Below are 25,405 nucleotides of genomic sequence, written 5' to 3' on the forward strand. Positions count from 1 at the left end.
GTATGGGAGGGATTATCTTCTTAGGGCCTTCCGTTGGTCGGCAGCAGAAATTTGTTTCTCGCCAGCACGCGAAGCAGTAAAAAGGCGTGTGAACGCCTGCCCTCCGCGTAGGAGGTCCGTCCGGTAGGACAGGTTTGTGGTGGGGATAGGTCGGGCCTTCAGCCCTCTTCTTCCTTTGTCCCCGGTTCACTAGGGCTTCGCCCTAGGCTGGTATAGGGCGCGCCGTTGGCGCTTTTCGGGGGCCAATGGGTGGTCGTGGCTGGGAAGGAAAGCATGCCTCGGGGCTAAAGCCTGGACATCAAACCCCAGAGGCAAAGGCAAGAACAAAGGCAGAAGCAGATTCCTCCGCTTCGCTCCTGAATGACAACCAAGAAAACAGGCAACGGCAAAGGCAACTGCGCCCTTGCGCCGGGCGGGCGGCACTTCGTGCGGTGCTCGACGCTTCGCGTGAAAAGCACGGATCTTTAGGTTTCCCTTTGATCCGTGCCTTTTCTCTTTTTATTGGTGAAGCTGTTCTTTACTGCTTTTCTGTTTCGCTGAACTGGGCCGGGGCAAACGGGTGCGGGGCCGATGGTCCCTCGCCCATGCTGTCGCTGGCCGACTGCATCGTTTGGCCCGTCATCGCGCCCGCGACGGCCGAGTCCATCATCAGCTCGGCGAAGCGGCGCGTGGCCTTGTCGAGGCGCTCGATCGCGGCGCGGATGACCTTGTAGTCGCCGCCCTTGCCTGCGGCCTTCAGCTCATCGACGCAGGCCGCGATGGCGCTCGTCTCGTCGTAGCTGAGCTGCTGCCACGCGGGGTTCGACTTGCCCTTCTCGACCGCCGTCAGGATCGTCTCGGCCTCGTTGCGGGCCTCGATGACCTGGCGCTCGGTAATGTCCTGCTCGGCGTTGTCGAAGGAGTCGAGGATCATGGTCTCGACCTGCTCGTCGGTGAGCCCGTAGGTGGGCTTCACCTCGATCTCGGCCTGCTGGCCGCTGCGCTGCTCGCGCGCGCTGACGTGCAGGATGCCGTTGGCGTCGATGAGGAACTTGACCTCGATGCGGGGCAGCCCGGCCACCATCGGGGGGATGTTTTTGAGGTCGAAGCGGGCCAGCGAACGGCAGTCCTTGGCCAGCTCGCGCTCGCCCTGTACTACGTGGATGGCGACGTTGGTCTGGCCGTCGACGCCGGTGGTGAAGTGCTCGGTGGCGCTGGCCGGGATGGTCGAGTTGCGCTGGATGATCTTGGCGACCACGCCGCCGAGAGCCTCGATGCCGAGCGAGAGCGGGGTTACGTCGAGCAGCAGCAGGTCTTCGAGCGCCGAGCCGCCCGCGTTGCCGGAGAGGATCTGCGCCTGAACGGCCGCGCCGAGGGCGACGACCTCGTCGGGGTTCAGCTCGGTGTGGAGCTTTTTGCCGCGGGCTTCGAGGTCGAAGAGGCCGGTGACCAGCGAGCGCACCGCGGGGATGCGCGTGCTGCCGCCGACCATGACCACCTCGTCGATCTTGTCCGGCTCGAGCGCGGCGTCGCGCAGGGCCTGCCGGACGGGCGCAGCGGTGCGGGCGATGATCTCCGCGATGAGCTGCTCGAACTGGGCGCGGGTGATCTCGCGGGTGTAGCGACGGCCTTCGGGCAGGGCTACGTCGAGCGCGGCTGCATCCGCCGTCGAGAGCAGGATCTTGGCCTCGATGACGGCCTTGCGGATGGCCTGGACCGCCTCGGGGTTGTCGCGCACGTCCACCTTCAGGTCGCCCGCGATGTCGTCGAGCGCGATGGCGATGAGGAGGTTGTCGATGTCGTCGCCGCCCAGGTGGGTGTCGCCGCCGGTCGCGATGACCTCGAAGATGCCCTCGTGCAGCTTGAGGATGGAGATGTCGAAGGTGCCGCCGCCGAAGTCGTAGACGGCGATGATGCCGTCCTTGTTCTTGTCGAGGCCATAGGCGAGGGCGGCGGCGGTCGGCTCGTTGACCAGGCGGAGCACGTCCAGCCCGGCGATGCGTCCGGCGTCTTTGGTGGCCTGACGCTGGGCGTCGTTGAAGTAGGCGGGTACGGTGATGACGGCCTTGGTGACGGGCGCGCCGAAGAACCGCTCGGCGTTGCGCTTGAGCTGCTGGAGCACGTAGGCGGAGACCTCGGGCGGCGTCATGGTGAGGCCGCCGACGTTGAGGCGGAGGACCTCGCCTGCCTTGGCTCCTTCGGCGAGCTTGAAAGGGAAGAGCTTCAGCTCCTCCTGAATGTCGTCGAGGTCGCGGCCCATCAGGCGTTTGGCCGAGTAGACGGCGCTGGCCGAGTCGGCCATGAGGGTGAAGCGGGCGGCGTTGCCCACGGCTACGCCCGCGTCGGTCCAGGCCACGACCGAGGGGACGAGGCGCTCGCCGTCCTCGCCGGGGATGACGACGGGCTTGTCGCCCTCCATGTATGCGACGAGCGAGTTGGTGGTCCCGAGGTCGATGCCGACTACGCGTTGCTCTGCCATTGTGCGAATGTCCTTAATTTCTTGCGGCACGTATTGGATGCTGCCGCTGCTTCCATTGTCCTACAAGCACTTCGTGCCGTCTTGGGGGTGGTATGGGGAAATGATCTTCTGAGGGCTTTCCGTTGGGTACTTCGTACCGCTCTCGGGGCGGTATGGGAAACTGAAAAAGGCGTGTGAACGCCCGCACAGCGCCTAGCTGACCCGTCCGGAAGGACAAGCCTTCTACTGAGCTTCTTCCTTCCCCGCAGTTCCTACCGGATGGTCCCAGTGCCAAAGTCCATTCCAGGACTCAGCCACCACAATGCTATTGGCCGGATTGTAGGGGTCGTACCGGACCTGCACCGGCAGGTCCACGCGCAGCTCGCCCAGATACTGCCGTAGCTGCGAGACGTCCTGCCCGCACTCATACGTGACGCCGCCGATGCGGTACTCGTACAGAATCGTCTCGGGATCGCGTTCGGCGGGTAGAGCGTCGGTCACGGTGCCATCGATGATGCGCCCAACCGCGGCAAGCCGCAGCCGCCGGGCCCGCTCGCGCTCCTCGGGCGAAGGCCCCCGCCGCGCCAGCCAGTAGGCCGCTGCCCCGACGGACGCAACAGCGGCGACGGTACAGCCGATTCCCGTCGCTGAGCCGAGCGCCGTGGAACCAAGGTGGAGGAGATGACGCAAGATCCGGATTGCCGAGGGCAGGAGCGGGAGAACCATGCGATGCCTGCCACGAGCATAGCTCAGCCGAGGGCGAAATAGAGTGTATCCGGAGAGGGAAGTGTACCGTCGTGACCACATGGGCAAGTGGGTCAGTTCCGAAAGAGAACTCGAAGACAAGCCAAATGCTTCGGCCTACCGAAGCGATATACTGAGGAGTGCCGCAAATACGCCAAACCCGCAAGAGATCGCTCTCCGCGAGCCGGATTGCACCGGCTCATCTTGAAGCCCATCCGCTCGACCTCGCGGAGGGCCGCCGCATCCGTTCCACCACCGTCATCTGCGTCCGGCGCGGCAACTCGGTCATCATGGCCGCCGACGGGCAGGTCTCGATGGGCGGCACGGTCATGAAGAGCTCGGCCAAAAAAATCCGCCGCCTCTATCAGGACAAGGTGCTGGCCGGTTTTGCCGGGTCCACCGCCGATGCCTTCTCGCTCTTCTCGCGCTTCGAGTCCAAGCTGGAGCAGTACGCGGGTAACCTGGGCCGGGCCGCCGTGGAGCTGGCCAAGGACTGGCGCACCGACAAGATGCTGCGCCAACTGGAGGCGCTGCTCATCGTCGCCGACCCCGGCCAGACGCTCATTCTCTCCGGCACCGGCGACGTCATCGACCCGGATGAGGGCATCGCGACCATCGGCTCCGGCGGCAGCTACGCGCTGGCAGCGGCCCGCGCCCTCATGGAGAACACCGACATGACCGCCCGCGAGATCGTCGAGCGCTCCATGAAGATCGCCGGCGACATCTGCATCTACACCAACGATCACATCATGATCGAAGAGCTGACGGGGGAGTAGATGTTTTCAGCAATATTCCTTTGGTCCAATATCGTGATCTTTGGCTACTTGTCCATATCAAGTTGGCGAACTTCTGGGGGACAAGAAAAAATATGGTCGTTAGGCCAAGGCTTCCAGCATCCTTCAACATGGCAGGCAATTACATCTTTAGTTGTGCTTCTTACTCATGTAAGCCCATGGAACTTGGTTTGGACTTTTGTCCTTTTCAGCATCATTGGTTATGTAAGGGAAAAGCGTAAAATTCCTCCCGCACTAATTGCTTTATCTCGGGAATTGCCTCCTGAAGATCAAAAGGATTTTATTGAGTTCGGTTTGTCTCATCCAGCATTACGGCAGGCATTTACACGTGAATTTGTTGAAGTTCTTAGATCTCCAAGTGGGGAATACCGTAAACTCCAAACCTCATTGGCCTTAAATTGGCAGAGCGAAAATTTCAAAGATGTTGGAAATCTATTTGAGACATTGCAATGTTTGAGATGGGCACTCAAATTTGAGCCGCTCAACCGGAATACTTGGTATGCCTTATCTGAAGCTCACTTCACCCTTTCAGATCGTTGTGCCGCGAGATGGGCAAAGAAATATCTAACGTGGAGCCCGGATAGTTCCACGCCACAACTTATGAAAAATCTTTATTCTCCGGGTAGCGAGATAATGCATGGCGAGCACTTCGAAGTCGTGACAAAGAGACTTACGGAAATCATTGATATTTGTGAACAGAATGATCATTGGTCTGATTCGGCCGAATTACGAATGCCTTTTGGCTTACTAGATTAAGAAGAAGGGTAAATAAGAATCTCGATGGCCATCTACCTACCCGGCGCTGCCGAAGACCAAGCACTCGCACTCGACGAGCTTACCCCGCGTGAGATCGTCGTGGAGCTGGACAAGTATGTCGTGGGCCAGCACGCGGCCAAGCGCGCCGTGGCCATCGCGCTGCGCAACCGGATGCGGCGGCAGAAGCTTCCGCCCGATCTGGCCGACGACATCATGCCGAAGAACATCATCATGATCGGGCCGACGGGCGTGGGCAAGACCGAGATCGCCCGCCGCCTGGCGAAGCTCACCAACTCGCCCTTTCTCAAGGTGGAAGCCTCGAAGTTCACCGAGGTCGGCTACGTGGGGCGCGATGTCGAGTCCATTGTGCGCGACCTGGTGGAGATCGGCATCGACCTGGTGCGCGAGGAGAAGCTCGAAGAGATCGAGGACAAGGCCGAGCTGAATGCAGAGGACCGCCTGCTCGACCTGCTGCTGCCGCCAGCACCTGTGGCTGTAACCGAGGCTGCGGCCAGCGACGTGATCCAGCTTCCGGCCTCGATGGACGAGACGGCTGAGACTGAAGATATCGAACCGGAGCAGAAGCCGGACCAGAAGCCCGGTAAGAAAGAACAGACCAGCGAAGAGCGCACCCGCGAGAAGCTGCGGCAGCAGTTCCGCGAGGGCAAGCTGGACGAGCGGACTGTGGAGCTGGACGTGCGTGACCGCAATCAGCCCAGCTTCGAGTTCGTCGCCGCGCCGGGGATGGACGAGTCCGACATGAGCCTGAAGGACGTGCTGCCCGGCCTCTTCGGCCAGCGTACCCGCAAGCGCAAGATGAAGGTCGCCGAGGCGTTCGAGTATCTGGTGCAGGAAGAAGAGGGCCGCCTGATCGACATGGATCAGGTTACTCGGCTCGCCGTCGAGCGTGTCGAGGACTCGGGGATTGTGTTTCTCGATGAGATCGACAAGATCGCCGGGCGCGAGGGCGGCGGAGGCCCGGACGTCTCCCGCGAGGGCGTGCAGCGCGATATCCTGCCCATCGTTGAGGGAACGACTGTCTCAACCAAGTACGGCATGGTCTCGACCGACCACATCCTGTTCATCGCGGCGGGCGCGTTCCATGTGTCCAAGCCGTCGGACCTGATCCCCGAGCTGCAGGGCCGCTTCCCCATCCGGGTCGAGCTGCAATCGCTCACCGTGGACGACTTCGTCCGCATCCTCACCGAGCCGAAGTCGTCGCTGGTGAAGCAGTCCACGGCGCTGCTCGAGACCGAGGGGTTGAAGCTCGAGTTCAAGCCCGAGGCCATCGCGGAGATGGCGCAGTTCGCCTTCCGGGTCAACGAGACGACCGAGAACATCGGCGCGCGGCGGCTGCATACGATCCTCGAGCGGGTGCTGGACGAGATCAGCTTCCAGGCTCCTGATCTGGTCAAGCGCACGCGGCCCGAGTCGTCGCAGGAGGGAGTGGTGGCCGAGGTCTCGGCCTCCGCTCCGCTGGGCGACCACCCGCTGCCGCCCGCGCCGCCTCTGCCTGTCATCGAGCGCCGCCGGGACGACGGCACGACCGAGCTGGTCATCGTGGTCGATCCTGAGTACGTCCGCCAGCAGGTAGCCTCTATCGTCAAGAGCCAGGACCTGAGCCGCTATATCCTCTAAGGTATTTCGGCCAGACACAAAAGGCCCGGGGGCTGAGTCGATCGACTCAGCCCCCGGGCCTTTTCTACTGCTGCTTACTGTTGGTGGTGCTTGCGGTGGCGATGAGCAACCGGCGCACCCGGCCGCCCATACGGCTGTCCGTGCTGGTGGATGGCCGAGGTATCGACCATCGTCGTCCCGGCATCGGCGAAGGTCGCCCCAGCCGGTACGAGCACGTTATCGACGCTCCGGTCGGAGACTGCTCCCTGCCGCACGTCGATCCGGGCCGGATCGATGCCCTTCTCCTGCGTCAGGTACAGCCGCACGTTGGCGCTGCGCTCAGCCGCCGCAATCCCCTTCTCATCGGGCGAGTTCTTGCCGATGATGACCAGCTTGGCGTCCGCCTGGCGCTGCAGGGTCAGGGCGATGTCGTCCAGGCAGGCCTTGCCCTCGTTATCCACCCGCACCGGCCGCTTGCGGTCGCGCGTGAAGGATACGCTGCACAGGTTGCTGGTCGTCGGAGCCGGAGCCGCGGGCACCGTCACTGTCACCGTGGTCGTCGCCGTGGCGGTCTTGCCCAGGTCGTCGACGACGTTACACGTAACCGTAATCGGCCCGCCCGGAACGCTGGCAGTCGAGAGCGATACGTGTGCGCCGCTGCCGGTGATCTGGCCTCCGGTGCTGGTGTAGGAGTAGGTCAGGCTGCGGTTCTGGGGGCTCATACCGGCAGCCGTGATCGCAACCGGCGTACCGGCCAGAACGGTGCTGGGATCGGCCGAGCAGGAGATCGTCGGCGGATCGTATGGCTTGACGGTGAAGTTGCCCGAGCAACTGGCCTGCTCCCAGGGCTTGTTGCCCTGCACCACCTTGCCGCTGATGGTGTAGGTGCCGGGCGCAAGTCCCACGGTCGAGATGTTCGCGGTCACATCGCTGCCGGTGATCTGGCCGCCCGTCGTGGTCCAGCTATAGACGACCTTCTTCTTCGGATTCAGGTTGCTGGGCGCGCCGGTCACGACGATCGGCTCGCCCGGATACACCGACATGGGCGACGCGTTGCAATCCTCCATCACTGCCGGTGGCGGCTGCATATCGCCGAAGCGCAGCACCAGGCCGCCCGAGAGCTTGACGTTGGTGATGTCGTTCGTGCCGTAGTAGTTCAGCTGGCTGACGACCGGGGCCACGCCATGATCCACGTGCTCATACTGCACATCGGCCTGGATCGGGCGGACCGCGAGCATGTTATGGAACCAGGGCAGGATGTAGTCCACGCCGCCGCCGCCGGTCAGGCCGTAGCCCCAGTGCAGCGGTTGCAGGTAGGGGCCGCGCACCTTGGCTCCGCCCGCCAGTACGTGGACGAAGGGGACGAAGCGCCCATGAGGAAAGCGGAAGATGGGTCCGGCCTCGGCGGTGTAGAGGGTCTGGTCGCGGTCCGAGCAGGCTCCGTTGACGCACTGGCCGTACGATCCGCGCAGGCTGCTGGCGGAGAAGTAGCCGCCTTCGATCTGCAGGCCGAAGCGGCGGGTGAAGTAATCGGTGACGCTGACGGTGGCGTTGGGGTTATAGATGGAGTCGAACTGCTGGTTGTTGATGTAGCTGCTGATCGGCAGGAAAGCGCCATAACCGCCGTAGACATCTACCTTCGAAAGAGGCGTGGGATAGGTCACCGCCGGGGTCTTTACCTGGGAAGAGGCTGCCGCAACGCACAGAAACATACCGGCGCAGATCGCAGCGATCTTCAGATTTCGCAGATTGAATTTCATAAAGGGTCTCCTGAAAAAAGAGCAGTTGCAGGGGGAATCGAAAGGGTAAAAGGGGAGTTTACGGCGCCTGTACTCGGCACAGTGCAGGGCACAGTGCGACAACCGGGGCCGGGGGAGTTGATTTTCCTCATGCAGGGCTTGGATGCCAAAGATAGCGAAAGTGTTTTGGCGAACCAACATCAATATCGAGGCAGAAAGGTAATCAGCCGGATGCCCGGCAAGTGGTTTTCAGAAGGGAGCAATCGCAATGGCCATGTAGAGACGATCAGGACACAAAGCCAGCCACTCTGTTACGGATGACGTGTGATGATGAGGCTGGTGCAAGTACTGCGCTGGGGGAGGCAGCGACTTCAGTGCGACAGGCACGGCAATCTGGCGACTTCCAATGTCTTACGCAACGAGCGGCAAGCAGCTCTTCGAACAATCAGGCAAACAAAGTGTGGCCCGTTATACCTGCAAAGAAGCAGAGAGGCAGAACGCCCACTCTCGCTTAACTCTGTCCATCTTCTTTCTTTTCAAAGTGATCCGCGATGGCTCCCGCGCCCTCAAAGCCCGCGACTGCCGCCGCGCCTTCGGTGAGTATGGATGCGTTCGGGTCAACTTTTTCGAGGGCTTCCACAGCAGCGACGGCTCCGGCAATCTTTTCCGCTTCTTCCAGGAATCCCATACGTCTTCTCCGTGCAATAGTGTTTGTGCAGTAGTGCGTGAAGTAACGTGCTGTTTGAAGAAAAAATTGGTCGGGACGACTAGATTCGAACTAGCGACCTCACCCACCCCAAGGGTGCGCTCTACCAGGCTGAGCCACGTCCCGACTGTTTTGCCACATTGAAAGACTGTATTCCGGGGGAGTCCTTCAGGTCCAAGTGTACACCAGCGCCGCCGGATCCAGAGCGGTTTGTTCCCCGCAGATGGAGGAATCGCCGGAAATCTTGGCCTTTATTGTTGTTTTTCGGACACATTTGTCCGGCACGTCTGTTAAGGAGCAGGCTTCATCCGTGCCGTCTTCCCGCCGCTGAGGGACTCTCTTTATAAAGGAGGAAAGACGTCCAGCCGGACGGGCCGCGCTACGCGCGGGGCGGGCGTTTGCACGCTTTTTTACTGCTTCGCGTGGCCCTCCCGTTGGTTGGGAGAAAGATCATCCCACGCCCATGTAGAAGAGGCTCAATCGCGGCAGCCCCCTGGCCTCCAGCAGACGCTTCTGCAAAAACTGCTGCTGCACCTGCTTGATCTGAACCGCCTGCATCTTGCCCCGGTACGGAGCCAGCTCCCGGGCCGCCTGCTCCCGCAGCCTCACCATCTCGTCCTCGGGAGTGGCCGTCAACACCGCGGCAAACAGCCTCTCCTCAAGCACGGTCAGGGTGCGGTCCAACTCCTCCAGATTCATCTCAGACTTGGCCGCCGCCAGCTCGCGGAGCCGCGATACGGTCTCCGGGCTTACCCCCGTCTTCTCGATTGCCACGGCGTTGCGCTCCAGATAAACCGCCACCCGCTGCTCCTCGAAGCCGGTCTCGGCCTCCGTCTTCTCGGGCTGGGCCATGCCGATGGCTGCCTCCTGCGCCAGTTCCACGGTCTCCATTACGCTCTGCGAGACCCACGCCAGCCCGTTGATCTTGCGCGCTCGTCCCTTCGCCTTCACCGCCTTGGCGTCGTACTTATCGAACGCCGAGTCGATCCCGCGCAGCACCGCCTCAAGCGGTATCCCGGCCTCGCGCCAGGTCTCAATCAGTGCCCAGTCCAGAGTCGAAAGCATCAGGATCGACCGGCGCCGCTGCTGAAAACGCTGCTCGATCTCCGTAAAGTAGTTGAAGTAGTTCCGCATCCCAGTTGCCAACTATCCGCGCCGCTTCATCCGCTCGACGTGCCGCTCGTAGACGATCCGCAACCCGTTCAGCGTCAGCATCTCGTCCACCTCGCGTATGTACTTCGAGCCTCCCGCGATCAGCCGCATCAGCCCGCCGGTTCCGACCACCTTCGTCTCCGGCGGCATCTCCGCCAGCATCTGCTTCAGAATCCCGTCCACCAGTCCGATGTACCCGTAGTACAACCCGATCTGGATGTTATCCACGGTGTTGGTGCCGATCACCTTCGCGGGCTTCTTCACCTCGATCCGGGGCAGCCGCGCCGCGCGGGAGAACAGCGCGTCGGCCGAGATACCGAGCCCCGGCGCAATCGCCCCGCCCAGAAACTCGCCCTTGGCTGAGACCACGTCGAAGTTGGTCGCCGTACCCATATCGACGACGATGCACGGGCCTTTGAAGCGTTCATACGCGGCGATGCTGTTCATGATCCGGTCCGCGCCGACCTCGGTCGGGTTGTCGGTCAGGACCGGTAGCCCGGTCTTGACGCCAGGCTCGATGAAGAGCGGTTTCATCTTGAAATAAACATCGCAAAAATTGCGTAGGAGCGAGTCCAGCGGAGGCACCACCGACGAGATGGCGATGCCGGTGACCTCGCTCAGGCTCAGTCCGCGCCGCTCGAAGAGGCTCCGCATTTGCAGGCCGAACTCGTCGGCGGTGCTGTTCTCGGGCGTGGTCACGCGCAGCGTCGTCACCAGCCCCGGCTGCTCGCCCGCGGAGCCTTCCACCAGCCGGTATAGCCCGAAGACCGTGTTTGAGTTTCCTACCTCGATTGCCAGCAGCATCCCTTACTCCATTCGTCTCGTAACATCGGGCCGCACGCCGCCCGAGATGACCGTGTGCAGACGACCATCGTCGCCCTGCACCTGCAAGAATCCACGCGCGTCGAGCCCTGCGGTGACGCCAGTATAGCCGCCGTCCGGCTCGCGCTCGCTATCGTAACCGACCTGAACGCGCTTGCCCCGCACCCAACTGGAGGCGGCGGCAAAGCGTTCGAGCAGGCTGGTACGTCCCTCGAGGGTGTCCAGCGCCGTCAGCTCCCGATCCAGCCCGCGCAACAGCGCTGCCAACAGTTCTTCGCGCCGCATCTCTTTCCCGGCAGCGATTCGCAGCGAGGTCGCCAGCGCCTCTAGTTCCTCCGGAAAAGCAGCATGGTTCACGTTGATGCCGATCCCGATCACCGCATAGCGCAGCATAGGCTCCGCACCCCCGGCTGCGTCCGAGGCCGACTCGACCAATATCCCCCCGCACTTCTTCTCGCCCAGCAGCAGGTCGTTCGGCCAGCGGATATCCGCCGCCAGCCCGGTCGCCTCGGTGATCGCAGCTTGTACGGCCAGCCCTGTTGCCAGCGGAACCTTTAGTCCCTCGCTCAGCGGCAGCCGGGGCGTCACCAGCGTACTCACGTACAGCCCGTCGCCCGCCACGGAGTGCCAGCGATGCCCCCCACGCCCACGCCCCGCCGTCTGCTCGTCCGCAACCCACACGCCGCCGGTCGCCCCGGTCTGCGCGGCCTCGAGCGCCAGCGTGCTGGTCGAGTTGACCACGGGAAGATGCGTAACCAATCCCGCAAACCGCGTCCCAAACAACCCAGCCTCGACGGCTTCTACATCGAAGTTAGCTGGCATCCGTCGTGATTCTCATGCTCAGGTCTACTGCCGTCGCCGAGTGGGTCAGCGCGCCGACCGAGATAAAGTCCACGCCGGTCTTGGCATACTTGCCCACGGTCTCGAGGTTCATATTGCCCGAGGCCTCAACCGGCACACCCGGCAGCGCGGCGCGTATCTGCTTCACGGCCTTCTTCACCTGCGCGGGCGTCATGTTGTCGAGCAGGATCGACTCCGCCCCACCCGCAATCGCCTCATCCAGCTCTGTCTGCGAGCGCACTTCGACCTGCACCAACTGCTTGCCCTTGCGTCCGGCGATCGCCTTCTTCAGCACCGTGGGCAGGCCACCGCCCAACGAGATGTGGTTGTTCTTGATGAGGATGCCGTCCTGCAAATCCAGCCGGTGGTTCACGCCGCCGCCCGCTGCCACCGCGTACTTATCCAGCATCCTGAGGCCCGGAATCGTCTTACGCGTGTCCAGCACTTTGGCGTTGGTCCCGGCCACGGCCTTCACGAACTCGTTGGTTAGCGTGGCGATGCCGCTCATACGCTGCATCAGGTTCAGGATGACGCGCTCGGTGCTCAGCAGCGCGGCGGCGTTGTAGCGGATGACCGCGATAGTCGCGCCCTTCTTCACCTTGACGCCGTCGAAGATCTCCGGGTGGCTGATGACCTGGAACCGCCCGAAGCTGGGCCTGCCCGCCTTCTCGGCCTGTGCGGCGAAGAGCTCCAGAAAGACCGGGATCGCGCCCAGACCGGCCACGATGCAGGGCTGCTTGGCGATGATGGTTCCGGTCGCCCGCAGCTTCGGGTCGATGGTCAACGCTGTGGTCACATCCTGCGCGGCTTTGTCTTCCAGCAGCGCACCTTCGAGAATCGCCCGCACCCGCCTGCTCTTCCAGTCCATCCCCTCATCCTAAACCCGTGGGCGGCCTGCGGCCATCAACGAGCAAGAAACACGCGAAGCGTCCAAGACCGCACGAAGTGCCGCCCGCCCGGCGTTAGGGCGCACTTGTTGTTGTCTTTACAGCTTGTAATAGTGATCCGCACCAAGAACCAGCACCAGCGTGATCGCCGCAATCGCAATCTCGCCGACAGCCCCAACCACGAACGGCTTCACGCCCTGCTTCAGTAGATCCTTCAGGTTTGTCCGCAGACCTACTCCGGCAAACGTCAGCAGAAACGCCCATCGACTCAGGTTGCCGAGCGCCGCGATCTGCGGCCGCGTAAACCCGAACGGAATCAGCGAAGCATGAACCTTCGGATCGAGCGTCCCCAGCGTAGCCAGCAGCGAGATGAACAGGAAGCCCAGCACGAACTTGGGAAACTTCTTCCAAAGAAACGCGCCCTTGTTGGTGATCTCGGCGGCCTGGCCCTTGCTGGCCCAGTAGAACGCGTAGCCCAGCACCACGAAGCCGATGGTGGCGTTCCGGCAGGTCTTGGCCAGCACGGCGAATTTGCCCGCGGCGTCGGAGTACAGCGCGCCCGCAGCCGTGGCCTCGGCGGTGTTATCGACCGCAAGCCCGGTCCACAGGCCGTAGGCGTGGTCGCTCATGTGCAGCGCGTGGCCTACCAGCGGGAAGAAGACCAGAGAGATGGCCCCCAGCGCCAGAATTGCGGCGATGGCGACGGAGGAGTCTTCCTCGTCGGCCTCGATGGCTCCCTGCGTCGCAATGATCGCCGAGACGCCGCAGACGCTCGACCCCACGGCCAGCAGCGAGACGAGCTTCGGAGCCAGCTTGAACCCGCGTCCGAGGTACGTCATAAACGTCAACGCCAGCGCCAGCTCGATGATGATGAGGACAAATGAGATGCCGCTCAGGTGCAGGATATCGCCGAGGATGAATCGCGCCCCCAGCAGGATAATCCCGGCCTTAAGCCAGAACTCGTATGTGGCTACCCCTGCGCGAAAGATGCGCGGCAGGCCCACGGTGTTGGCGATCACGACGCCGATCAGGATGGCCCACAGGACGTACTCGATGTTGGGCAGCACCTGGTGGTGCGCCTTGCCGTAGCGGGTAATGGACTGCTCGATGAACTTGCCCGCGTAGCCGACGACGGCCAGCAGGGCGATGCCGGGAATCAGGCCGAGCACGCCGTTGCGGTTGGCGTCGTCGCGATCCTTCACGAGCGGAAGAGGAAGGGTTGAGCTTGTAGCCATGATGGATCTCCTTTACCAGCCCACGGTTTTGATGACGCCGGTGCGGACCAGCAGCGCGAGCGCCAACGACAGCACTACGGCCCAGAGATCGAGCGAGAGAGAGAACTTACGAGCGGGGATAGACATAGAGGACTCCTAAGACGGAATGGTGGCCACGCAGATCCACGTAGGGAGCAGGGCGACAGATCAGATTTTGAAAATGGCGGCGTTACTTAGAAGAGGGAACTAGCAACAACAACGGTCGCAGGCGCAACCGGACATGCGGCAGGAGGAGACGAGTTGGAGGCTGCTCTGCATATCTGTTGCCAGCAACTATATCACTTTGAAAGGTTGCCTGCATAAAAGATTCTGTCCTGCCGGACGGGCCTCCTGCGCGGAGGGCGGGCGTTTGCACGCCTTTTTACTGCTTCGCATGGTCCTCCCGCTGGTCGGAGGGAAGAAATCGTCGCCGAAGTACTACCATCAGGTAATGTCTGAAACTACCTCCAAGCCGCCGATCTACCTGCTCGACTCGATGGCCTTCATCTTCCGCGCTTACCACGCGATGCAGCGGCAGCGCCCCATGTCCACGCGCACCGGCATCCCCACCGCGGCCACGTACGTCTTCGTCAACATGATCAACAAGCTGCGCAAGGACTTCCAGCCCCAGTACCTCGCGGCTATCTACGACGTCGGCGCCCCCCTGCACCGCAACGAGCTGGCCGGACAGCTCAAGGACGTGCAGAAGTTCAACATCAAGACCCAGGCCTTCGAGGCCGTCGAGTACGGCGGCTACAAGGCCAACCGTGCCGAGACCCCGCCCGATCTCATCCAGCAGCAGCCCTACATCCGCCGCGCGCTCGAGGCCTTCCGCATCCCCATCCTCTACTACGAGGGCTTCGAGGCCGACGACGTCCTCGGCACGCTCTCCTGCCAGCTCTCGGCGCTCGGCCACCACGTCTACGTGGTCTCGCCCGACAAAGACATGATGCAGCTCGTCAACGCGGGCGTCTCCATCCTGAACCCCACCAAGGAGAACCTCGTCCTCGACCCCGCCAAGGTGGAGGAAGTGCTGGGCGTGCCGCCCGAGCGCGTGGTGGACGTGATGGCCCTGCGCGGCGACTCGATCGACAACATCCCCGGTGCGCCCGGCATCGGCGACAAGGGCTCGGTCGAACTCATCCAGACCTTCGGCACCGTCGAGGCCGCGCTCGACCGCGCCGCCGAGGTGAAGAAGAAAACGTATCGGGAATCGTTACAAAATAACCGCGAGAACATCCTCCTCTCGAAGGAGCTGGTAACGATCCACACCACGGTTCCCATCGTCTACTCGCTCGACGAGATGCGCACCCAGCCGGTCGATAACGCCGCCTGCCGCGACCTCTTCACCGAGCTGGAGTTCACGACGCTGCTCAAGGAACTGGCCCCGTCGGTCGACAACACGGTCCTCACCTACAGCCTCAAGCCCAGCCCCGCCGAGATCGCCACTCTCCTCGCCGAAGCCCGCACCACCGGCCTCGCCCTGGCGGTCTTCGAAGACGCCCGCGCCCTCTCCGAGGAGGTTGCAGCCGACTCCAGCGACACCGAATCCGAGCCGCCTCCAGCCGAAAACATGTCCCTCTTCGGCATCACGCCCGAGCCGGAGGCCCCCGCGCCGACGCCGCAAGACCTCACCCTCCGCCTGGGCCTCGCCACCTCCCCCACCGCCGCCATCGAAGTCCCCCTCGACGCCCCCGGCATCCGCGCCGCCCTCACCGACCCCGCTCTCCCCAAGCAGGTCCACGACCTCAAAGCCGTCCTCCGCGCCCTGTCCCCGCACGGCGTCGAGCTGGCCGGCCCCATCACCGACGTGATGCTCCTGAGCTACCTCGTCAACCCCACCCACGGCTCGCATACCCTGCCCGACATCGCCGCCCGCGCCACCAGCCGCGCCCTCATCCACCAGCCGACGAAGGACAACCCCGCCGATCCCAACCGCCTGCCCGAGGCCGCCGCGGCCATCGTCCGCCTCGCCGAAGCCCTCGCCACCCAGGTAGCCGAGGCCGCGCCGGTCCAGCACCAGATCCCCGAGGATAAGCCCGAACTGGGAGGAGCCGTCACCACGGAGATGCTCTTCCCGGAGAAGGCTGAGGCTCCTCAAAAAGCCTCCGAAGACCACTCCCTCCTCAACGTCTACACCACCATCGACCTCCCCTTGGTCCCGGTCCTGCTACGCATGGAGCAGACCGGCGTTCGCATCGACCCGGTCTTCCTGAGCGATATGTCCTCCCGCCTCGCAGTCGAGGTCGACAACCTCGCCGAGCGCATCTACACCGACTCCGGCCACCGCTTCAACATCAACTCCCCCAAGCAGCTCGGCGAGATCCTCTTCAACCAGATGGGCCTGCCCAAGCCGATGAAGTACGGCAAGGGCAAGGTCGTCTCCACCGCGCAGGACGTGCTCGAAGAGCTGGCCGAAAACCATCCCATCGCGGCGCTGGTCATCGAGCACCGCCAGCTCCAGAAGCTCAAGGGCACCTACCTCGACGCGCTCCCGCAGCTAGCCGATTCCGAAGGCCGCATCCACACCACCTTCAACCAGGTCGGCACCGCCACGGGCCGTTTGTCTTCGATCAACCCGAACCTGCAAAACATTCCTACGCGCACCCCCCTCGGCCGTGAGATCCGCGCCGCCTTCATCGCGGCTCCCGGCAACCTGCTGATGAGCGCCGACTACTCGCAGATCGAGCTGCGCCTGATGGCCCACTTCAGCCAGGACCCGCTGCTGCTCAACGCCTACCGCACCGGCCAGGATATTCATACCTTGACCGCCGCCGAGGTCTTCGGCGTCGACGCGGCCACCATGGACAAGGAGACCCGCGCCCGCGCCAAGGCCGTCAACTTCGGCATCGTCTACGGCATCAGCCCCTTCGGTCTGGCGGCGCAGCTCGGCATCGACCAGAAGGTCGCCCGCACCTACATCGAGACCTACTTCGAGCGTTACCAGGGCGTCCGCCGCTTCATAGACGAGCTGCTCGAAACGGTCCGCCGCGAGCAAGCCGTGCGCACGCACTTCGGCCGCATCCGCCCCATCCCGGACATTGGCTCGCGCAACCCCAACATGCGCGGCTTCGCCGAGCGCACGGCGGTCAACACGCCGCTGCAAGGCACCGCCGCCGACCTCATCAAGCTGGCGATGATCACCCTCGACCGCAAGCTCACCGAGCGCAAGCTGAAGTCGAAGATGACCCTCCAGGTCCACGACGAGCTGCTCTTCGACGTAGTCCCCGAAGAGGCCGAGGAGCTACAGGCCCTGGTCAAGCACGAGATGGAGCACGTAGCCGAGTTCTCCATTCCCATCGTCGCCGAGGTGGGCCTCGGCCAGAACTGGCGCGACATCAAATAAGCACTTCGTGCGGTTCTCGGGGCTGCATTGGAAAGATAAACAGCATGGGGCCTCCCGCTGGTCGGCAGCGAGCATTTTTCTTCCCGACCAACGGGAGGACCAGGCGAAGCCTTTAAAAGGCGTGCAAACGCCCGCCCGCCGCGCAGGCGGCCCGTCCGGCAGGACAAGCTTTTTCAGTTGTAGAGATCTTCTTCACTAACAACAGCTTCAGCCCCCTCCGACTTCACCCGCCTCGCCGCCCCAAACATCGCCCCGCGCGCCGCCACCACCGGAGCAAACCTCATAAACCCAATCGGCTCAGGCACATCGTCATAGATCGCCTCCATCCCGCCGCGCATGAGGTATGTCTCATGCCAGAACCCCGTCCCACCCGAGTCCCTCAGAAACCCCCTCCACCACTCCCGATGCGGCTCCGACCGCGTCCACCCCAGCAGCGAGTCCATATCCCGCCAGTACTGGCGCATCCCCACGTGCATCGGAAAGAGGGAAAAAACGAAGTTCTCGTGCAGCAATAATCCCTCGGGCCGCGCAGCGACAGAATCGGCAATCCTCGGCCCAAACCCCAGCAGCGTCTTCACCCCGGTTAGCCGATTCACCCGCATCCCCAGGTAAACCACAACGAGATCCGGATACTGCGAGAGGTCTACAGTCTGGCGATTCACCTTGGCGGCCATCGAAAAGCCCTCCACGCAGCCGTTCTACCACATCCGCAGCCTGCGCGCCTGATAGACTAAAGTGTCGCAATAAATGAGACCGCAAGCACTCGAAGGAACCCCAAACACCGTGGATCACCAGACCAAAGTCGAACTGAAGCAAGACAACTTCGTCACCACCACCGGCAACGGCCTCGAGTGGGCCTCCGAGAACCGCCGTTCGGTCATCGTCTCCGGCGCGCTTCTGCTGGGCGTCATCGTCCTGCTCATCCTCGGCGCGGTCGTCTACAACAAGCGGGTCGAGTCGGCTTCCGAGGCCTTCGGCCGCGCCATGTCGGCCTACCAGACCCCATCGCGAACCCCGCGCAGCCTGCGCCTCCGGGAGTCAAGACCTTCCCGAGCGCGGTCGAGCGCGCCAAGGCGGCTAACGCTGCGTTCCTCTCTGTGGCTGACCAGTACGGCATGTTGAAGGTGGGCCGTAACGCCCTCTACTTCGCAGGTCTCACCTACATGGACGCGGGCCAGAACCAGTCCGCGGAGGACACCTTCAAGAAAGTTGCTGACGGCCATGACAGTGAACTGGGTGCGCTGGGCAAGCTCTCGCTGGCGCAGCTCTATCGCCAGACGGGCCGCGACCCCCAGGCTATCGACCTGCTTCAGGCCCTGACGAACAAGCCCACCACGACGGTCCCCGCCGGACTCGCTCAGTTGCAGCTTGCCGAGCTGTACACCGCCGAGGGCAAGACCGACCAGGCCCGCAAGATCTACGCGCAGCTCAAGGACAAGGACGCCAAGGGACCGGCAGGCATGATCGCTGCCCAGAAGCTGAACCCGGCTCCGGCAGGCGGGTTGGGCGGTCCTCAGCAGTAAGCCTCAATACAGGAACGCAAAACGGGAGCCCATTTGGGCTCCCGTTTTGCGTTTGGAAAGACTTGTCCTGCCGGACGGGCCTCCTGCGCGGAGGGCGGCGGCACTTCGTGCTGTACTCGGCTTCGCGCGGCCCTCCCGTTGGTCGGAAAGAAAATTCTCGCTGCCGACCAGGGGGAGGCCCTCAGAGGATCATTCCCCCATGCCGCAACGAGAACGGCACGAAGTGCTTTATCGTGGACGCATGAACGTCGAGACCACCCGCGCCTTCCTGCTCTCGCTGCCGCACGTCGTCGAAACCCGTCAGTGGGGCGGCGCACTCGTCTACTGGGTGGGCGACAAGGCCATCGGCGGCAAGATGTGTGCGATTCTGAACCCAGATGCCATCAGCGGAGGCGAGGAATCGGTCTTCCGTCTTGTCACTTATCCCACCACGCCCGAGCACTTCGCCGAGCTGGTCGAGATCGAGGGCATCCGCCCGGCCAAGTATCTGGCCCGAGTCTCCTGGGTATCGGTCCACCGCTGGGACGTCTTCCGTACCTCCGAGTGGCAGCAGGAGCTGCGCGCCGCCCATGCGCTGAAGCTGGCGAAGTTGCCGCCCAAGACCCAGAAGGTACTGGCTCTGCCCAAAGCCGATCAGAAACGCATCATCGCCGAGCAGCGCAAGCTGCTAGCCGCCAGAGAAGCCCAAAAGGCCGCCGCCAAAGGCGCTAGTGAATCTCGGGCGCGGCGTCGAACAGGCCCCGGAAGCTGAGCCGGTAGACGAAGATCAGGTATAGCTCCAGCACGGTCGCAAGGAGGCCCGCCGCAGCGCCGCCGTGCGCGATCAGAAAGTGGAAGAGCAGGATATTGACCAGGATCGGCCCCAGGATTACCAGCGCCAGCGGCACAAAGCGCCCCACCAGCAGCAGTACCCCGGCGATCACCTGCAGCAGCGCCACAAAGGTCATGTACTTGGTCGCGATCAGCAGCCCCGCGAAGGTGCCCGCATCGCCGGTGGGCGCAGGCATGTGGAGGAAGAACAGGATATTGTTCAGCCCAAAGAACAGAAAGACAGCTCCGAGCAGAACCCGCGCGATGAGTGTGGCAATCTTCATGGAAAGGTCTCCGTAACGAGATTGGATGCAGCTCCGCGATGCGTGAAAGATTACATTTCGGCCATCTTACTCCAGCGGGATAGGATGACCTGTAGAGAGAACACTTCCACATGAGCATCGCACTTTCGTTAGCAGGCAAGGTTGCCCTCATCACCGGCGGCTCGCGCGGCATCGGAGCCGCCACCGTCCGGCTCTTCCACCAGGCTGGGGCCAGGGTCGTCTTCAGCTACCAGAGCGCCGCCGACCGCGCCGCGGCCCTGGTCGCCGAGTGCGGCGGCCCGGAGCATACCTGCGCCGTCCAGCAGGATCTGGCTACCCCGGAAGACGGACGTGCCCTTATTCAGGCCGCCGTCGACGCCTTCGGCACGCTGGACTGCCTCATCGTCAACCACGGCGTCTGGCCAGCGCATGACCAGCCCATCGCCACCATGCTCGACACCCAGTGGCGGTCTACGCTGTCCATCAATCTCGACAGCGTCTTCGGACTTGTGCAGGCGGGCGTCGTCGCCATGCTGGCCAACGATCGGCAGGTGAAGGGCCACATCGTCCTCATCGCCTCCACCGCCGCCCAGCGCGGCGAGGCCTTTCACGCCGACTACGCCGCCAGCAAGGGCGCGCTCCTCTCCCTGACCAAGAGCCTCTCCAGCGAGCTGGCCGCGCAGGGCATCTACGCCAACTGCGTCGCCCCCGGCTGGGTCGCGACGGAGATGTCCGCCGCAGCCCTCAGCGATCCGGTCGCGTCTAAGAAAGCGACGTCGCTCATCCCGCTGGGCCGCGTCGGCTCGGTCGAGGAGATCGCCGGTCCGGTGCTCTTCCTCTGCACCCCGCTGGCGGGCTTCATCTCGGGTGAGATCTTCAACGTCAACGGCGGAGCGGTTTTAGTCGGATAAATTTCTTCAGAAGGGAACGCAATGCGCAGCCGCCTGACGGTCCTCCTCCTCTTCGCCATGCTGACCGCTCCTCTCCTCGGGCAGGCCAGCGCCATCCCGAGCGCGGCCCCGGCCCCGCGCTCGGGCGAGACCGAGGAGCAGCATGGCCGTCGCCTCCTCGATGAGATGGTCAAGGCGCTCGGCGGTCAGGCGTGGCTCAACCGCGGCAGCATCACCGAGGAGGGCAAGACGGCGGCCTTCTTTCGCAACCAGCCCAACGGCAGTCTGGTCCAGTTCGTCGAGTACGTCCGCCCCGTCAACTCGCCGCTTGGGCCCGCCGAGCGCTTCGAGTACCTGACCGTGCGCGGCATGATTATGCCCGGTATGAAGAAGGACGTCGTCCACCTGTGGACCAAGGACCAGGGCTACGAGCTGACCTTCAAGGGGCGTACCGAGCTGCCTAAGCCGCAGGTCACCGACTACCTGCGCCGCCGCGCCCACTCCATCGACGAGGTGATGCACTCCTGGGTCAACGCGCCCGGCGTCATGGTACTCGCCGAGGGCACCGGGATGCGCGACCGCCATCTCGTCGACAAGGTCTCCATCCTCGCGCCTGATAACGACACGGTCGAGATCGAGCTGGACGCCACCACGCACCTGCCCGTCCAGCGTACCTTCGAGTGGCGCAACGACCAGTTCAAGGACCACGACGTCGACGAGGAGACCTACACCGGCTACCAGCCTTACGACGGTATCCAGACTCCGCTGAACATCACCCGCTATCGCAACGGAGATATGGTCAGCCAGATCTTTATTCTCAAGGTGAAGTACGGCCCACCCCTTGGCCCTGACCTCTTCGACCCCGACAAGCTCCCCGTCAAGAAGTAGAGATTCTGTCCTGCCGGACGGGCCTCCTGCGCGGAGGGCGACACTTCGTGCTGTACTCGGCTTCGCGTGGTCCTCCCGCTGGTCGGAAATAAATATTCTCGCTGCCGACCAGCGGGAGGCCCTCGGAAGATCACTCACCCATACCGCCCCGAGAACCGTACGAAGTGCCGCCCGCCCGGCATTAGGGCGCTTTTAGGTGCGTTTGCTCAGGCGGTTGGGCTTTGCGCTGCTGTCGCTTGTCGCGTCCTTCCGCACTGCCAGGATGCGAAAGTCCTTGATCTGCGCCTTGAAGACGTATATCTGCACATTGTTCGAGTCCGGATCGATCGCTTCCAGAAAGAACCCGGCATTGACCAGGAGATTGCGGGTATTCTCGACCATCCCCTCCATGATCTCGTTGTCCAGAAAGGTGAGGCGCACGTAAAGCCGTCCCGGAGGCCCCACTTCATCATGGAAGTGCAGCTCGTGGTGCGAGGCCCGGCCTGCAAAGGATTTGACGAAGAAGATCGCCTTGGCTCCTACCAGCGAGATCTTCTCCGAAGCCCCAGTGGGGGCATCGCGCACCTCGAGGGAGGCAAGCGTCTCCTCCTTCCACAGCGTGTCCGAGTGGTGCACCACGGCGAAGCACTTCAACAGCCGGTCGGGGTAGCGGATTACGACTGGATGGAAGATGGGCCGGGCGCGGTCGGTATCCTTTGCGACTCCATCTGCCGCGGCGCCAGGTCGTACTGCTTGATCTTGTAGAGGAGCGCCTTGTAGCTGATCTGCATCTTTGACGCCGCCATTTTGCGATTCCATTTTGTCTCCTCAAGCATACTGGCGATTGCCGCCGATTCGGCCGAACCCTTCAATGTGCGGACGAGCTGCTTCAGCCCGTCTGTCGTTGGGGGATTCGGCGGGGAATCGCTGGCGCGCGAGGCCGCGTAGGAGGTGAGTTCGGCGATGATGGAGCGCTCGTCCCCGATGACCAGGTAGCGGTTCATTACATTCTCCAGCTCCCGCAGGTTACCCGGCCAGGTGTGATCGCCGAGAGCGGAGAGGAGAATGTCAGAGAGAGCAGGGGCGGGGCGCTTGTACTTCGCGGCACCTTTTTCAAGGAAGTGCCGGGCAAAGGTCGGGATCTCGTCGCGCCGCTCGCGCAGGGGCGGCAGCGCCAGGGTGAATCCGTTCAGACGGTAGTAGAGGTCTTCGCGGAAGGTTTTGTTCGCCATCGAAGTTTTGATGTCGATATTGGTCGCGGCGATCACCCGCACGTTGGATTTCATCGGCGCGCGGCCACCCAGGCGCGAGTACGTTCCATCCTGCAGAACGTGCAGCAGCTTGGCCTGCAGGACGGCGGGCATCTCGCCGATCTCGTCGAGGAAGATGGAGCCGCCCTCGCAGATCTCGAACTTGCCGGGTTTGCTCCGCACCGCGCCGGTAAAGGCTCCCTGCTCGTGGCCGAAGAGCTCGCTCTCCAGCAGCTCGGCGGGCATGGCGGCGCAGTTCACCTTCAGGAACATCTTCTTGGCGCGATAGGAGGAGGCGTGCGTGTACTTGGCCAGAATCTCCTTGCCGGTGCCGCTCTCGCCGAGGATCAGGATTGGGATATCCGAGCGCGCGACCAGACGGGCCTGCGACTCCAGCTCGCGCATACGGCTGCTTACGCGGACAAAGTAGGTGCCGTCGCCGAGGTCGGTGGTGGTGGTGTCGTGAGGGGCTGCGGTGGCGGCAGGAGCGGCCTCGGGGCGCTCGTCCGGCAGCTGCGCCTGAACCGCGAGGATCAAGTCCTGCCGGGAGAAGGGCTTTTGGAGAAATCCCGTGGCTCCAAGCTCAATGGCGGTGGCGATCTCCTGCGCCTCGGCCCCGGTGGTCAGCAGCAGGATGCCCGCAGAGGAGCTGAGTCCCCGAAGCGTCTGCAACATCGCCGCGCAGGTCTTCACGCCCTTCCAGGCGAACACCGACAGATCCGGCTCCCCGATGGAGTCGAACGCATCGAGGAACGCCTGCTCCTGGTCGAACTGATGCAGGGAAAAACTCGTTCCGAGCGTCTCTTCGATATATTGCAGCACACGCCGATTGGGTTCGAACGCAAAGATGCGCGGCTGGCTGCGGCTACTGCTATTGGACTCAGGAGTGTGCATCAAAGCTCCGCAAACGAGTGGTTGACCCTGTTAAGGTAACCTTTATTCCCTCCAATGGTTGTGGGCCAATGCGAACGAAGGAGAGAGGTCGCACAAAAATAAAATTGTAGTCGTGGTGTTGGATGCCACTTTCTCTGGCCGAGCTTCCTCGACGAAGAAGAGTGTTCCATCTGTTCTGCACATACCGACCCAGAATGAAGGGTCTTCATGAGAATGCGTACAAGTAAGGCAATATTGCCGTTTGTGCGATGCTAGGTGCCTGTATGTTCGAAATTTTATACTAACCGTGTGGAAAGATATTCCCACAGAGGGAAAATGTTTTCAACATTTGCCCTCGTTGCGATCGCTGTTGGAACAAGATCGGCCGAAATATGGAGATTCACGTGCTTTGCGCGAGTTTCCACCGAGCGGGTTTCGAGCGGGTCCGTTTGGCGTCTTACATGCTTATAGTCAGAGTGACTCGATTACGAGCAGGTTCCCAAAAAATATATGACTCTTGTTCGTCCTGCAGATCTCCACTCTCCTCGGTCTTCTCGAACAACGCCCGCTCACCGGTCGGTGGCGGAGCCCACAATGCAGTTGCTTCTGGGCCGTACGCCCGTGATGCAAGAAGTAAAACGAAAGATTGAGCTGGTGGCCAAGGCCGATGTTCCCGTACTGCTGCAAGGAGAGAGCGGCACGGGGAAGGAGGTGTGCGCGCGGCTGATCCATGCCATGTCGCCGCGTTCGCGCCACTCGCTGGTGAAGGTCAGTTGTCCGGCGATTCCGCGCGATCTGCTGGAGTCCGAGCTGTTCGGGTACGAGAAGGGCGCGTTTACCGGCGCCAATGTGACCAAGCAGGGGCGCGTGGAGCAGGCTCATCTGGGCACGCTGATCCTAGACGAGGTCGGCAGCCTCGATATGTTTGTGCAGGCGACGCTGCTGCAACTGTTGCAGGATGGCACGTTTACGCGTGTGGGCGGAGATGAGACCCGCAGGATCTCGACGCGGGTGATCTCGATCGCCAACCAGGACCTGCGCCGCCAGGTCTCCGAGGGGACGTTTCGCCTGGACCTGCTGTACCGCATCAATGCGGTGACGATTTCGCTGCCTCCACTGCGGCAGCGCGTGGAGGACCTGCCGGAGCTGATCGAGCACTTCTCGCAGATGCACTCGCAGGCCTTCCAGATGGAGAAGCGTCCGTTCTCCAAAGACCTGCTGCGGATGATGTATGCCTACGACTGGCCGGGCAATATCCGCCAACTGGATAACCTGGTGCGCTGCCATATCCTGCTGGGCAATGAGGATCTCCTGGTGGCGGAGATGACGCCGCGCCCCTCCGGAGCGGATCTGGTGAGTGCGGAGATCGACATCAGCAAGCCGATTGCGTTGAAGCAGATCACCAAGAAGGCAACGCAGCACCTGGAGCGGCAGATCATCACCAAGGTGCTGCAGGCCAATGGGTGGAATCGGCAGAAGACTGCGAAGTGGCTGCAGATCAGCTATCGCTCGCTGCTTTACAAATTGAGCGAGGCGGAGAATGCGGCAGCGGAGGCGGCCGCCGAGGAGCGCATACTGCCGCCACCGTCTCCGAGGAACGAAAGCGAGTCGTCGCCGTACAGAACGATGCTGGAGATTCCCGGCTGAAGCAGGGAATCGCCCCACCCATTTAGGAGAGGATTGAAGGCCCGCCACAGACCTGTCCTGCCGGACGGCCCTCCTGCGCGGAGGGCGGGCGTTCACACGCCTTTTTACTGCTTCGCGTGATCCTCCCGTTGGTCGAGAAGAAAAATTCTCGCTGCCGACCAGCGGGAGGCCCTCAGAAGCTAACTTCCC

Annotated in this window: 23 protein-coding genes and 1 tRNA gene; 10 read left to right on the forward strand and 14 right to left on the reverse strand. The window is 62.7% G+C overall.

The features are described from left to right. Nucleotides 1–517: 517 nt before the first annotated feature. Both hscA and FTO74_RS01285 read right to left on the reverse strand, forming a co-directional pair. The gene (gene hscA / locus FTO74_RS01280) at nucleotides 518–2,458 is read right to left on the reverse strand and encodes a Fe-S protein assembly chaperone HscA (protein ID WP_162536526.1); all 1,941 of its coding nucleotides are present in this window, start codon (nucleotides 2,456–2,458) and stop codon (nucleotides 518–520) included. A 222-nt stretch (nucleotides 2,459–2,680) separates the two neighbouring features. Continuing rightward, a complete protein-coding gene (locus tag FTO74_RS01285) occupies nucleotides 2,681–3,127 on the reverse strand; it encodes a DUF3592 domain-containing protein (protein WP_162536527.1) in 447 nt (148 codons plus the stop codon). Nucleotides 3,128–3,423: 296 nt separating this feature from the next. Between FTO74_RS01285 and hslV the strand changes: the two genes are divergently transcribed. The 3 genes from hslV to hslU are packed head-to-tail and all read left to right on the forward strand — an operon-like array spanning nucleotide 3,424 to nucleotide 6,369. Next, nucleotides 3,424–3,957, forward strand: coding sequence for an ATP-dependent protease subunit HslV (gene hslV, locus FTO74_RS01290; protein ID WP_162539630.1), 534 nt, complete (start codon nucleotides 3,424–3,426; stop codon nucleotides 3,955–3,957). Further along, nucleotides 3,958–4,731, forward strand: a complete 774-nt coding sequence (locus FTO74_RS01295; RefSeq protein ID WP_162536528.1) for a hypothetical protein — start codon at nucleotides 3,958–3,960, stop codon at nucleotides 4,729–4,731. It abuts the gene before it with no gap. A gap of 24 nt (nucleotides 4,732–4,755) precedes the next feature. Continuing rightward, complete coding sequence (hslU, locus tag FTO74_RS01300; RefSeq protein ID WP_162536529.1) at nucleotides 4,756–6,369, forward strand: ATP-dependent protease ATPase subunit HslU; 1,614 nt, start codon at nucleotides 4,756–4,758, stop codon at nucleotides 6,367–6,369. Nucleotides 6,370–6,443: 74 nt separating this feature from the next. Here the strand turns inward: hslU and FTO74_RS01305 are convergent, their stop codons facing one another. The 8 genes from FTO74_RS01305 to FTO74_RS01335 all read right to left on the reverse strand — a co-directional run bounded on the left by FTO74_RS01305 (nucleotide 6,444) and on the right by FTO74_RS01335 (nucleotide 13,729). After that, a complete protein-coding gene (locus FTO74_RS01305) occupies nucleotides 6,444–8,108 on the reverse strand; it encodes a hypothetical protein (RefSeq protein WP_162536530.1) in 1,665 nt (554 codons plus the stop codon). Between the two features lie 490 nt (nucleotides 8,109–8,598). After that, on the reverse strand, nucleotides 8,599–8,775 hold the full coding sequence (locus FTO74_RS19340) for a hypothetical protein (RefSeq protein ID WP_174242203.1): 177 nt from the start codon (nucleotides 8,773–8,775) through the stop codon (nucleotides 8,599–8,601). A 67-nt stretch (nucleotides 8,776–8,842) separates the two neighbouring features. Further along, nucleotides 8,843–8,919 (reverse strand) — tRNA-Pro (locus tag FTO74_RS01310). A gap of 324 nt (nucleotides 8,920–9,243) precedes the next feature. Further along, nucleotides 9,244–9,927 (reverse strand): hypothetical protein, encoded by a 684-nt coding sequence (locus FTO74_RS01315; protein ID WP_162539631.1) that lies wholly within the window; start codon nucleotides 9,925–9,927, stop codon nucleotides 9,244–9,246. A 12-nt stretch (nucleotides 9,928–9,939) separates the two neighbouring features. Continuing rightward, nucleotides 9,940–10,749, reverse strand: coding sequence for a type III pantothenate kinase (locus tag FTO74_RS01320; protein WP_162536531.1), 810 nt, complete (start codon nucleotides 10,747–10,749; stop codon nucleotides 9,940–9,942). A 3-nt stretch (nucleotides 10,750–10,752) separates the two neighbouring features. Continuing rightward, a complete protein-coding gene (locus tag FTO74_RS01325) occupies nucleotides 10,753–11,589 on the reverse strand; it encodes a biotin--[acetyl-CoA-carboxylase] ligase (RefSeq protein WP_162536532.1) in 837 nt (278 codons plus the stop codon). After that, complete coding sequence (nadC, locus tag FTO74_RS01330) at nucleotides 11,579–12,475, reverse strand: carboxylating nicotinate-nucleotide diphosphorylase (protein ID WP_162536533.1); 897 nt, start codon at nucleotides 12,473–12,475, stop codon at nucleotides 11,579–11,581. The genes FTO74_RS01325 and nadC overlap by 11 nt, the downstream gene beginning before the upstream one ends. Nucleotides 12,476–12,592: 117 nt before the next feature. After that, nucleotides 12,593–13,729 carry a putative sulfate exporter family transporter gene (locus tag FTO74_RS01335; protein ID WP_162536534.1) on the reverse strand — a complete coding sequence of 379 codons (1,137 nt, stop codon included), beginning with the start codon at nucleotides 13,727–13,729 and terminating at the stop codon, nucleotides 12,593–12,595. A gap of 469 nt (nucleotides 13,730–14,198) precedes the next feature. On the opposite strand from FTO74_RS01335, the gene polA reads away from it, so the two are divergent. Further along, a complete protein-coding gene (gene polA / locus FTO74_RS01340) occupies nucleotides 14,199–17,093 on the forward strand; it encodes a DNA polymerase I (protein ID WP_162536535.1) in 2,895 nt (964 codons plus the stop codon). A gap of 173 nt (nucleotides 17,094–17,266) precedes the next feature. Here polA and FTO74_RS01345 read toward each other — a convergent pair whose 3' ends face one another. Further along, complete coding sequence (locus FTO74_RS01345; RefSeq protein WP_162536536.1) at nucleotides 17,267–17,767, reverse strand: DUF4188 domain-containing protein; 501 nt, start codon at nucleotides 17,765–17,767, stop codon at nucleotides 17,267–17,269. A gap of 73 nt (nucleotides 17,768–17,840) precedes the next feature. Here FTO74_RS01345 and FTO74_RS19605 point away from each other — a divergent pair, with 73 nt between their 5' ends. From FTO74_RS19605 to FTO74_RS01355, 3 genes are all read left to right on the forward strand, one after another. After that, a complete protein-coding gene (locus FTO74_RS19605; protein WP_255462434.1) occupies nucleotides 17,841–18,215 on the forward strand; it encodes a hypothetical protein in 375 nt (124 codons plus the stop codon). Continuing rightward, on the forward strand, nucleotides 18,191–18,616 hold the full coding sequence (locus tag FTO74_RS19610) for a tetratricopeptide repeat protein (protein ID WP_255462435.1): 426 nt from the start codon (nucleotides 18,191–18,193) through the stop codon (nucleotides 18,614–18,616). The genes FTO74_RS19605 and FTO74_RS19610 overlap by 25 nt, the downstream gene beginning before the upstream one ends. 199 nt (nucleotides 18,617–18,815) lie before the next feature. Continuing rightward, nucleotides 18,816–19,367 carry an MmcQ/YjbR family DNA-binding protein gene (locus tag FTO74_RS01355; protein ID WP_255462436.1) on the forward strand — a complete coding sequence of 184 codons (552 nt, stop codon included), beginning with the start codon at nucleotides 18,816–18,818 and terminating at the stop codon, nucleotides 19,365–19,367. On the opposite strand, the gene FTO74_RS01360 is transcribed toward FTO74_RS01355, so the two are convergent. Then, nucleotides 19,324–19,710, reverse strand: a complete 387-nt coding sequence (locus FTO74_RS01360; protein WP_162536537.1) for a DoxX family membrane protein — start codon at nucleotides 19,708–19,710, stop codon at nucleotides 19,324–19,326. The genes FTO74_RS01355 and FTO74_RS01360 overlap by 44 nt on opposite strands. 110 nt (nucleotides 19,711–19,820) lie before the next feature. Here FTO74_RS01360 and FTO74_RS01365 point away from each other — a divergent pair, with 110 nt between their 5' ends. Both FTO74_RS01365 and FTO74_RS01370 read left to right on the forward strand, forming a co-directional pair. After that, nucleotides 19,821–20,600, forward strand: coding sequence for an SDR family oxidoreductase (locus FTO74_RS01365; protein ID WP_162536538.1), 780 nt, complete (start codon nucleotides 19,821–19,823; stop codon nucleotides 20,598–20,600). Between the two features lie 21 nt (nucleotides 20,601–20,621). Continuing rightward, nucleotides 20,622–21,467, forward strand: a complete 846-nt coding sequence (locus tag FTO74_RS01370; protein ID WP_162536539.1) for a hypothetical protein — start codon at nucleotides 20,622–20,624, stop codon at nucleotides 21,465–21,467. Nucleotides 21,468–21,659: 192 nt separating this feature from the next. Here the strand turns inward: FTO74_RS01370 and FTO74_RS01375 are convergent, their stop codons facing one another. Together FTO74_RS01375 and FTO74_RS01380 are read right to left on the reverse strand one after the other, a co-directional pair. Further along, on the reverse strand, nucleotides 21,660–22,100 hold the full coding sequence (locus FTO74_RS01375; RefSeq protein ID WP_162536540.1) for a hypothetical protein: 441 nt from the start codon (nucleotides 22,098–22,100) through the stop codon (nucleotides 21,660–21,662). A gap of 20 nt (nucleotides 22,101–22,120) precedes the next feature. Then, nucleotides 22,121–23,590 (reverse strand): sigma 54-interacting transcriptional regulator, encoded by a 1,470-nt coding sequence (locus tag FTO74_RS01380; RefSeq protein WP_162536541.1) that lies wholly within the window; start codon nucleotides 23,588–23,590, stop codon nucleotides 22,121–22,123. Nucleotides 23,591–24,163: 573 nt separating this feature from the next. Between FTO74_RS01380 and FTO74_RS01385 the strand changes: the two genes are divergently transcribed. Next, nucleotides 24,164–25,216 (forward strand): sigma-54 dependent transcriptional regulator, encoded by a 1,053-nt coding sequence (locus FTO74_RS01385; RefSeq protein WP_255462437.1) that lies wholly within the window; start codon nucleotides 24,164–24,166, stop codon nucleotides 25,214–25,216. The last annotated feature ends 189 nt before the right edge of the window (nucleotides 25,217–25,405 follow it).

This window comes from Granulicella sp. WH15, from assembly GCF_009914315.1.
Classification (GTDB): domain Bacteria; phylum Acidobacteriota; class Terriglobia; order Terriglobales; family Acidobacteriaceae; genus Edaphobacter.

Excerpts from the sequence above, each read along its gene's own strand:
- FTO74_RS01385 (WP_255462437.1), top strand. The coding sequence starts at position 24,164 with ATGCAGTTGCTTCTGGGCCGTACGCCCGTGATGCAAGAAGTAAAACGA.
- FTO74_RS19340 (WP_174242203.1), bottom strand. The coding sequence starts at position 8,775 with ATGGGATTCCTGGAAGAAGCGGAAAAGATTGCCGGAGCCGTCGCTGCT.
- FTO74_RS01305 (WP_162536530.1), bottom strand. The coding sequence starts at position 8,108 with ATGAAATTCAATCTGCGAAATCTGAAGATCGCTGCGATCTGCGCCGGT.
- FTO74_RS19605 (WP_255462434.1), top strand. The coding sequence starts at position 17,841 with ATGAGACCGCAAGCACTCGAAGGAACCCCAAACACCGTGGATCACCAG.
- hscA (WP_162536526.1), bottom strand. The coding sequence starts at position 2,458 with ATGGCAGAGCAACGCGTAGTCGGCATCGACCTCGGGACCACCAACTCG.
- FTO74_RS01295 (WP_162536528.1), top strand. The coding sequence starts at position 3,958 with ATGTTTTCAGCAATATTCCTTTGGTCCAATATCGTGATCTTTGGCTAC.
- FTO74_RS01335 (WP_162536534.1), bottom strand. The coding sequence starts at position 13,729 with ATGGCTACAAGCTCAACCCTTCCTCTTCCGCTCGTGAAGGATCGCGAC.
- FTO74_RS01370 (WP_162536539.1), top strand. The coding sequence starts at position 20,622 with ATGCGCAGCCGCCTGACGGTCCTCCTCCTCTTCGCCATGCTGACCGCT.
- FTO74_RS01345 (WP_162536536.1), bottom strand. The coding sequence starts at position 17,767 with ATGGCCGCCAAGGTGAATCGCCAGACTGTAGACCTCTCGCAGTATCCG.
- FTO74_RS01360 (WP_162536537.1), bottom strand. The coding sequence starts at position 19,710 with ATGAAGATTGCCACACTCATCGCGCGGGTTCTGCTCGGAGCTGTCTTT.
- FTO74_RS01365 (WP_162536538.1), top strand. The coding sequence starts at position 19,821 with ATGAGCATCGCACTTTCGTTAGCAGGCAAGGTTGCCCTCATCACCGGC.
- nadC (WP_162536533.1), bottom strand. The coding sequence starts at position 12,475 with ATGGACTGGAAGAGCAGGCGGGTGCGGGCGATTCTCGAAGGTGCGCTG.
- FTO74_RS01320 (WP_162536531.1), bottom strand. The coding sequence starts at position 10,749 with ATGCTGCTGGCAATCGAGGTAGGAAACTCAAACACGGTCTTCGGGCTA.
- FTO74_RS01315 (WP_162539631.1), bottom strand. The coding sequence starts at position 9,927 with ATGCGGAACTACTTCAACTACTTTACGGAGATCGAGCAGCGTTTTCAG.
- polA (WP_162536535.1), top strand. The coding sequence starts at position 14,199 with ATGTCTGAAACTACCTCCAAGCCGCCGATCTACCTGCTCGACTCGATG.
- FTO74_RS01380 (WP_162536541.1), bottom strand. The coding sequence starts at position 23,590 with ATGCACACTCCTGAGTCCAATAGCAGTAGCCGCAGCCAGCCGCGCATC.
- FTO74_RS01355 (WP_255462436.1), top strand. The coding sequence starts at position 18,816 with ATGCCGCAACGAGAACGGCACGAAGTGCTTTATCGTGGACGCATGAAC.
- hslU (WP_162536529.1), top strand. The coding sequence starts at position 4,756 with ATGGCCATCTACCTACCCGGCGCTGCCGAAGACCAAGCACTCGCACTC.
- FTO74_RS01325 (WP_162536532.1), bottom strand. The coding sequence starts at position 11,589 with ATGCCAGCTAACTTCGATGTAGAAGCCGTCGAGGCTGGGTTGTTTGGG.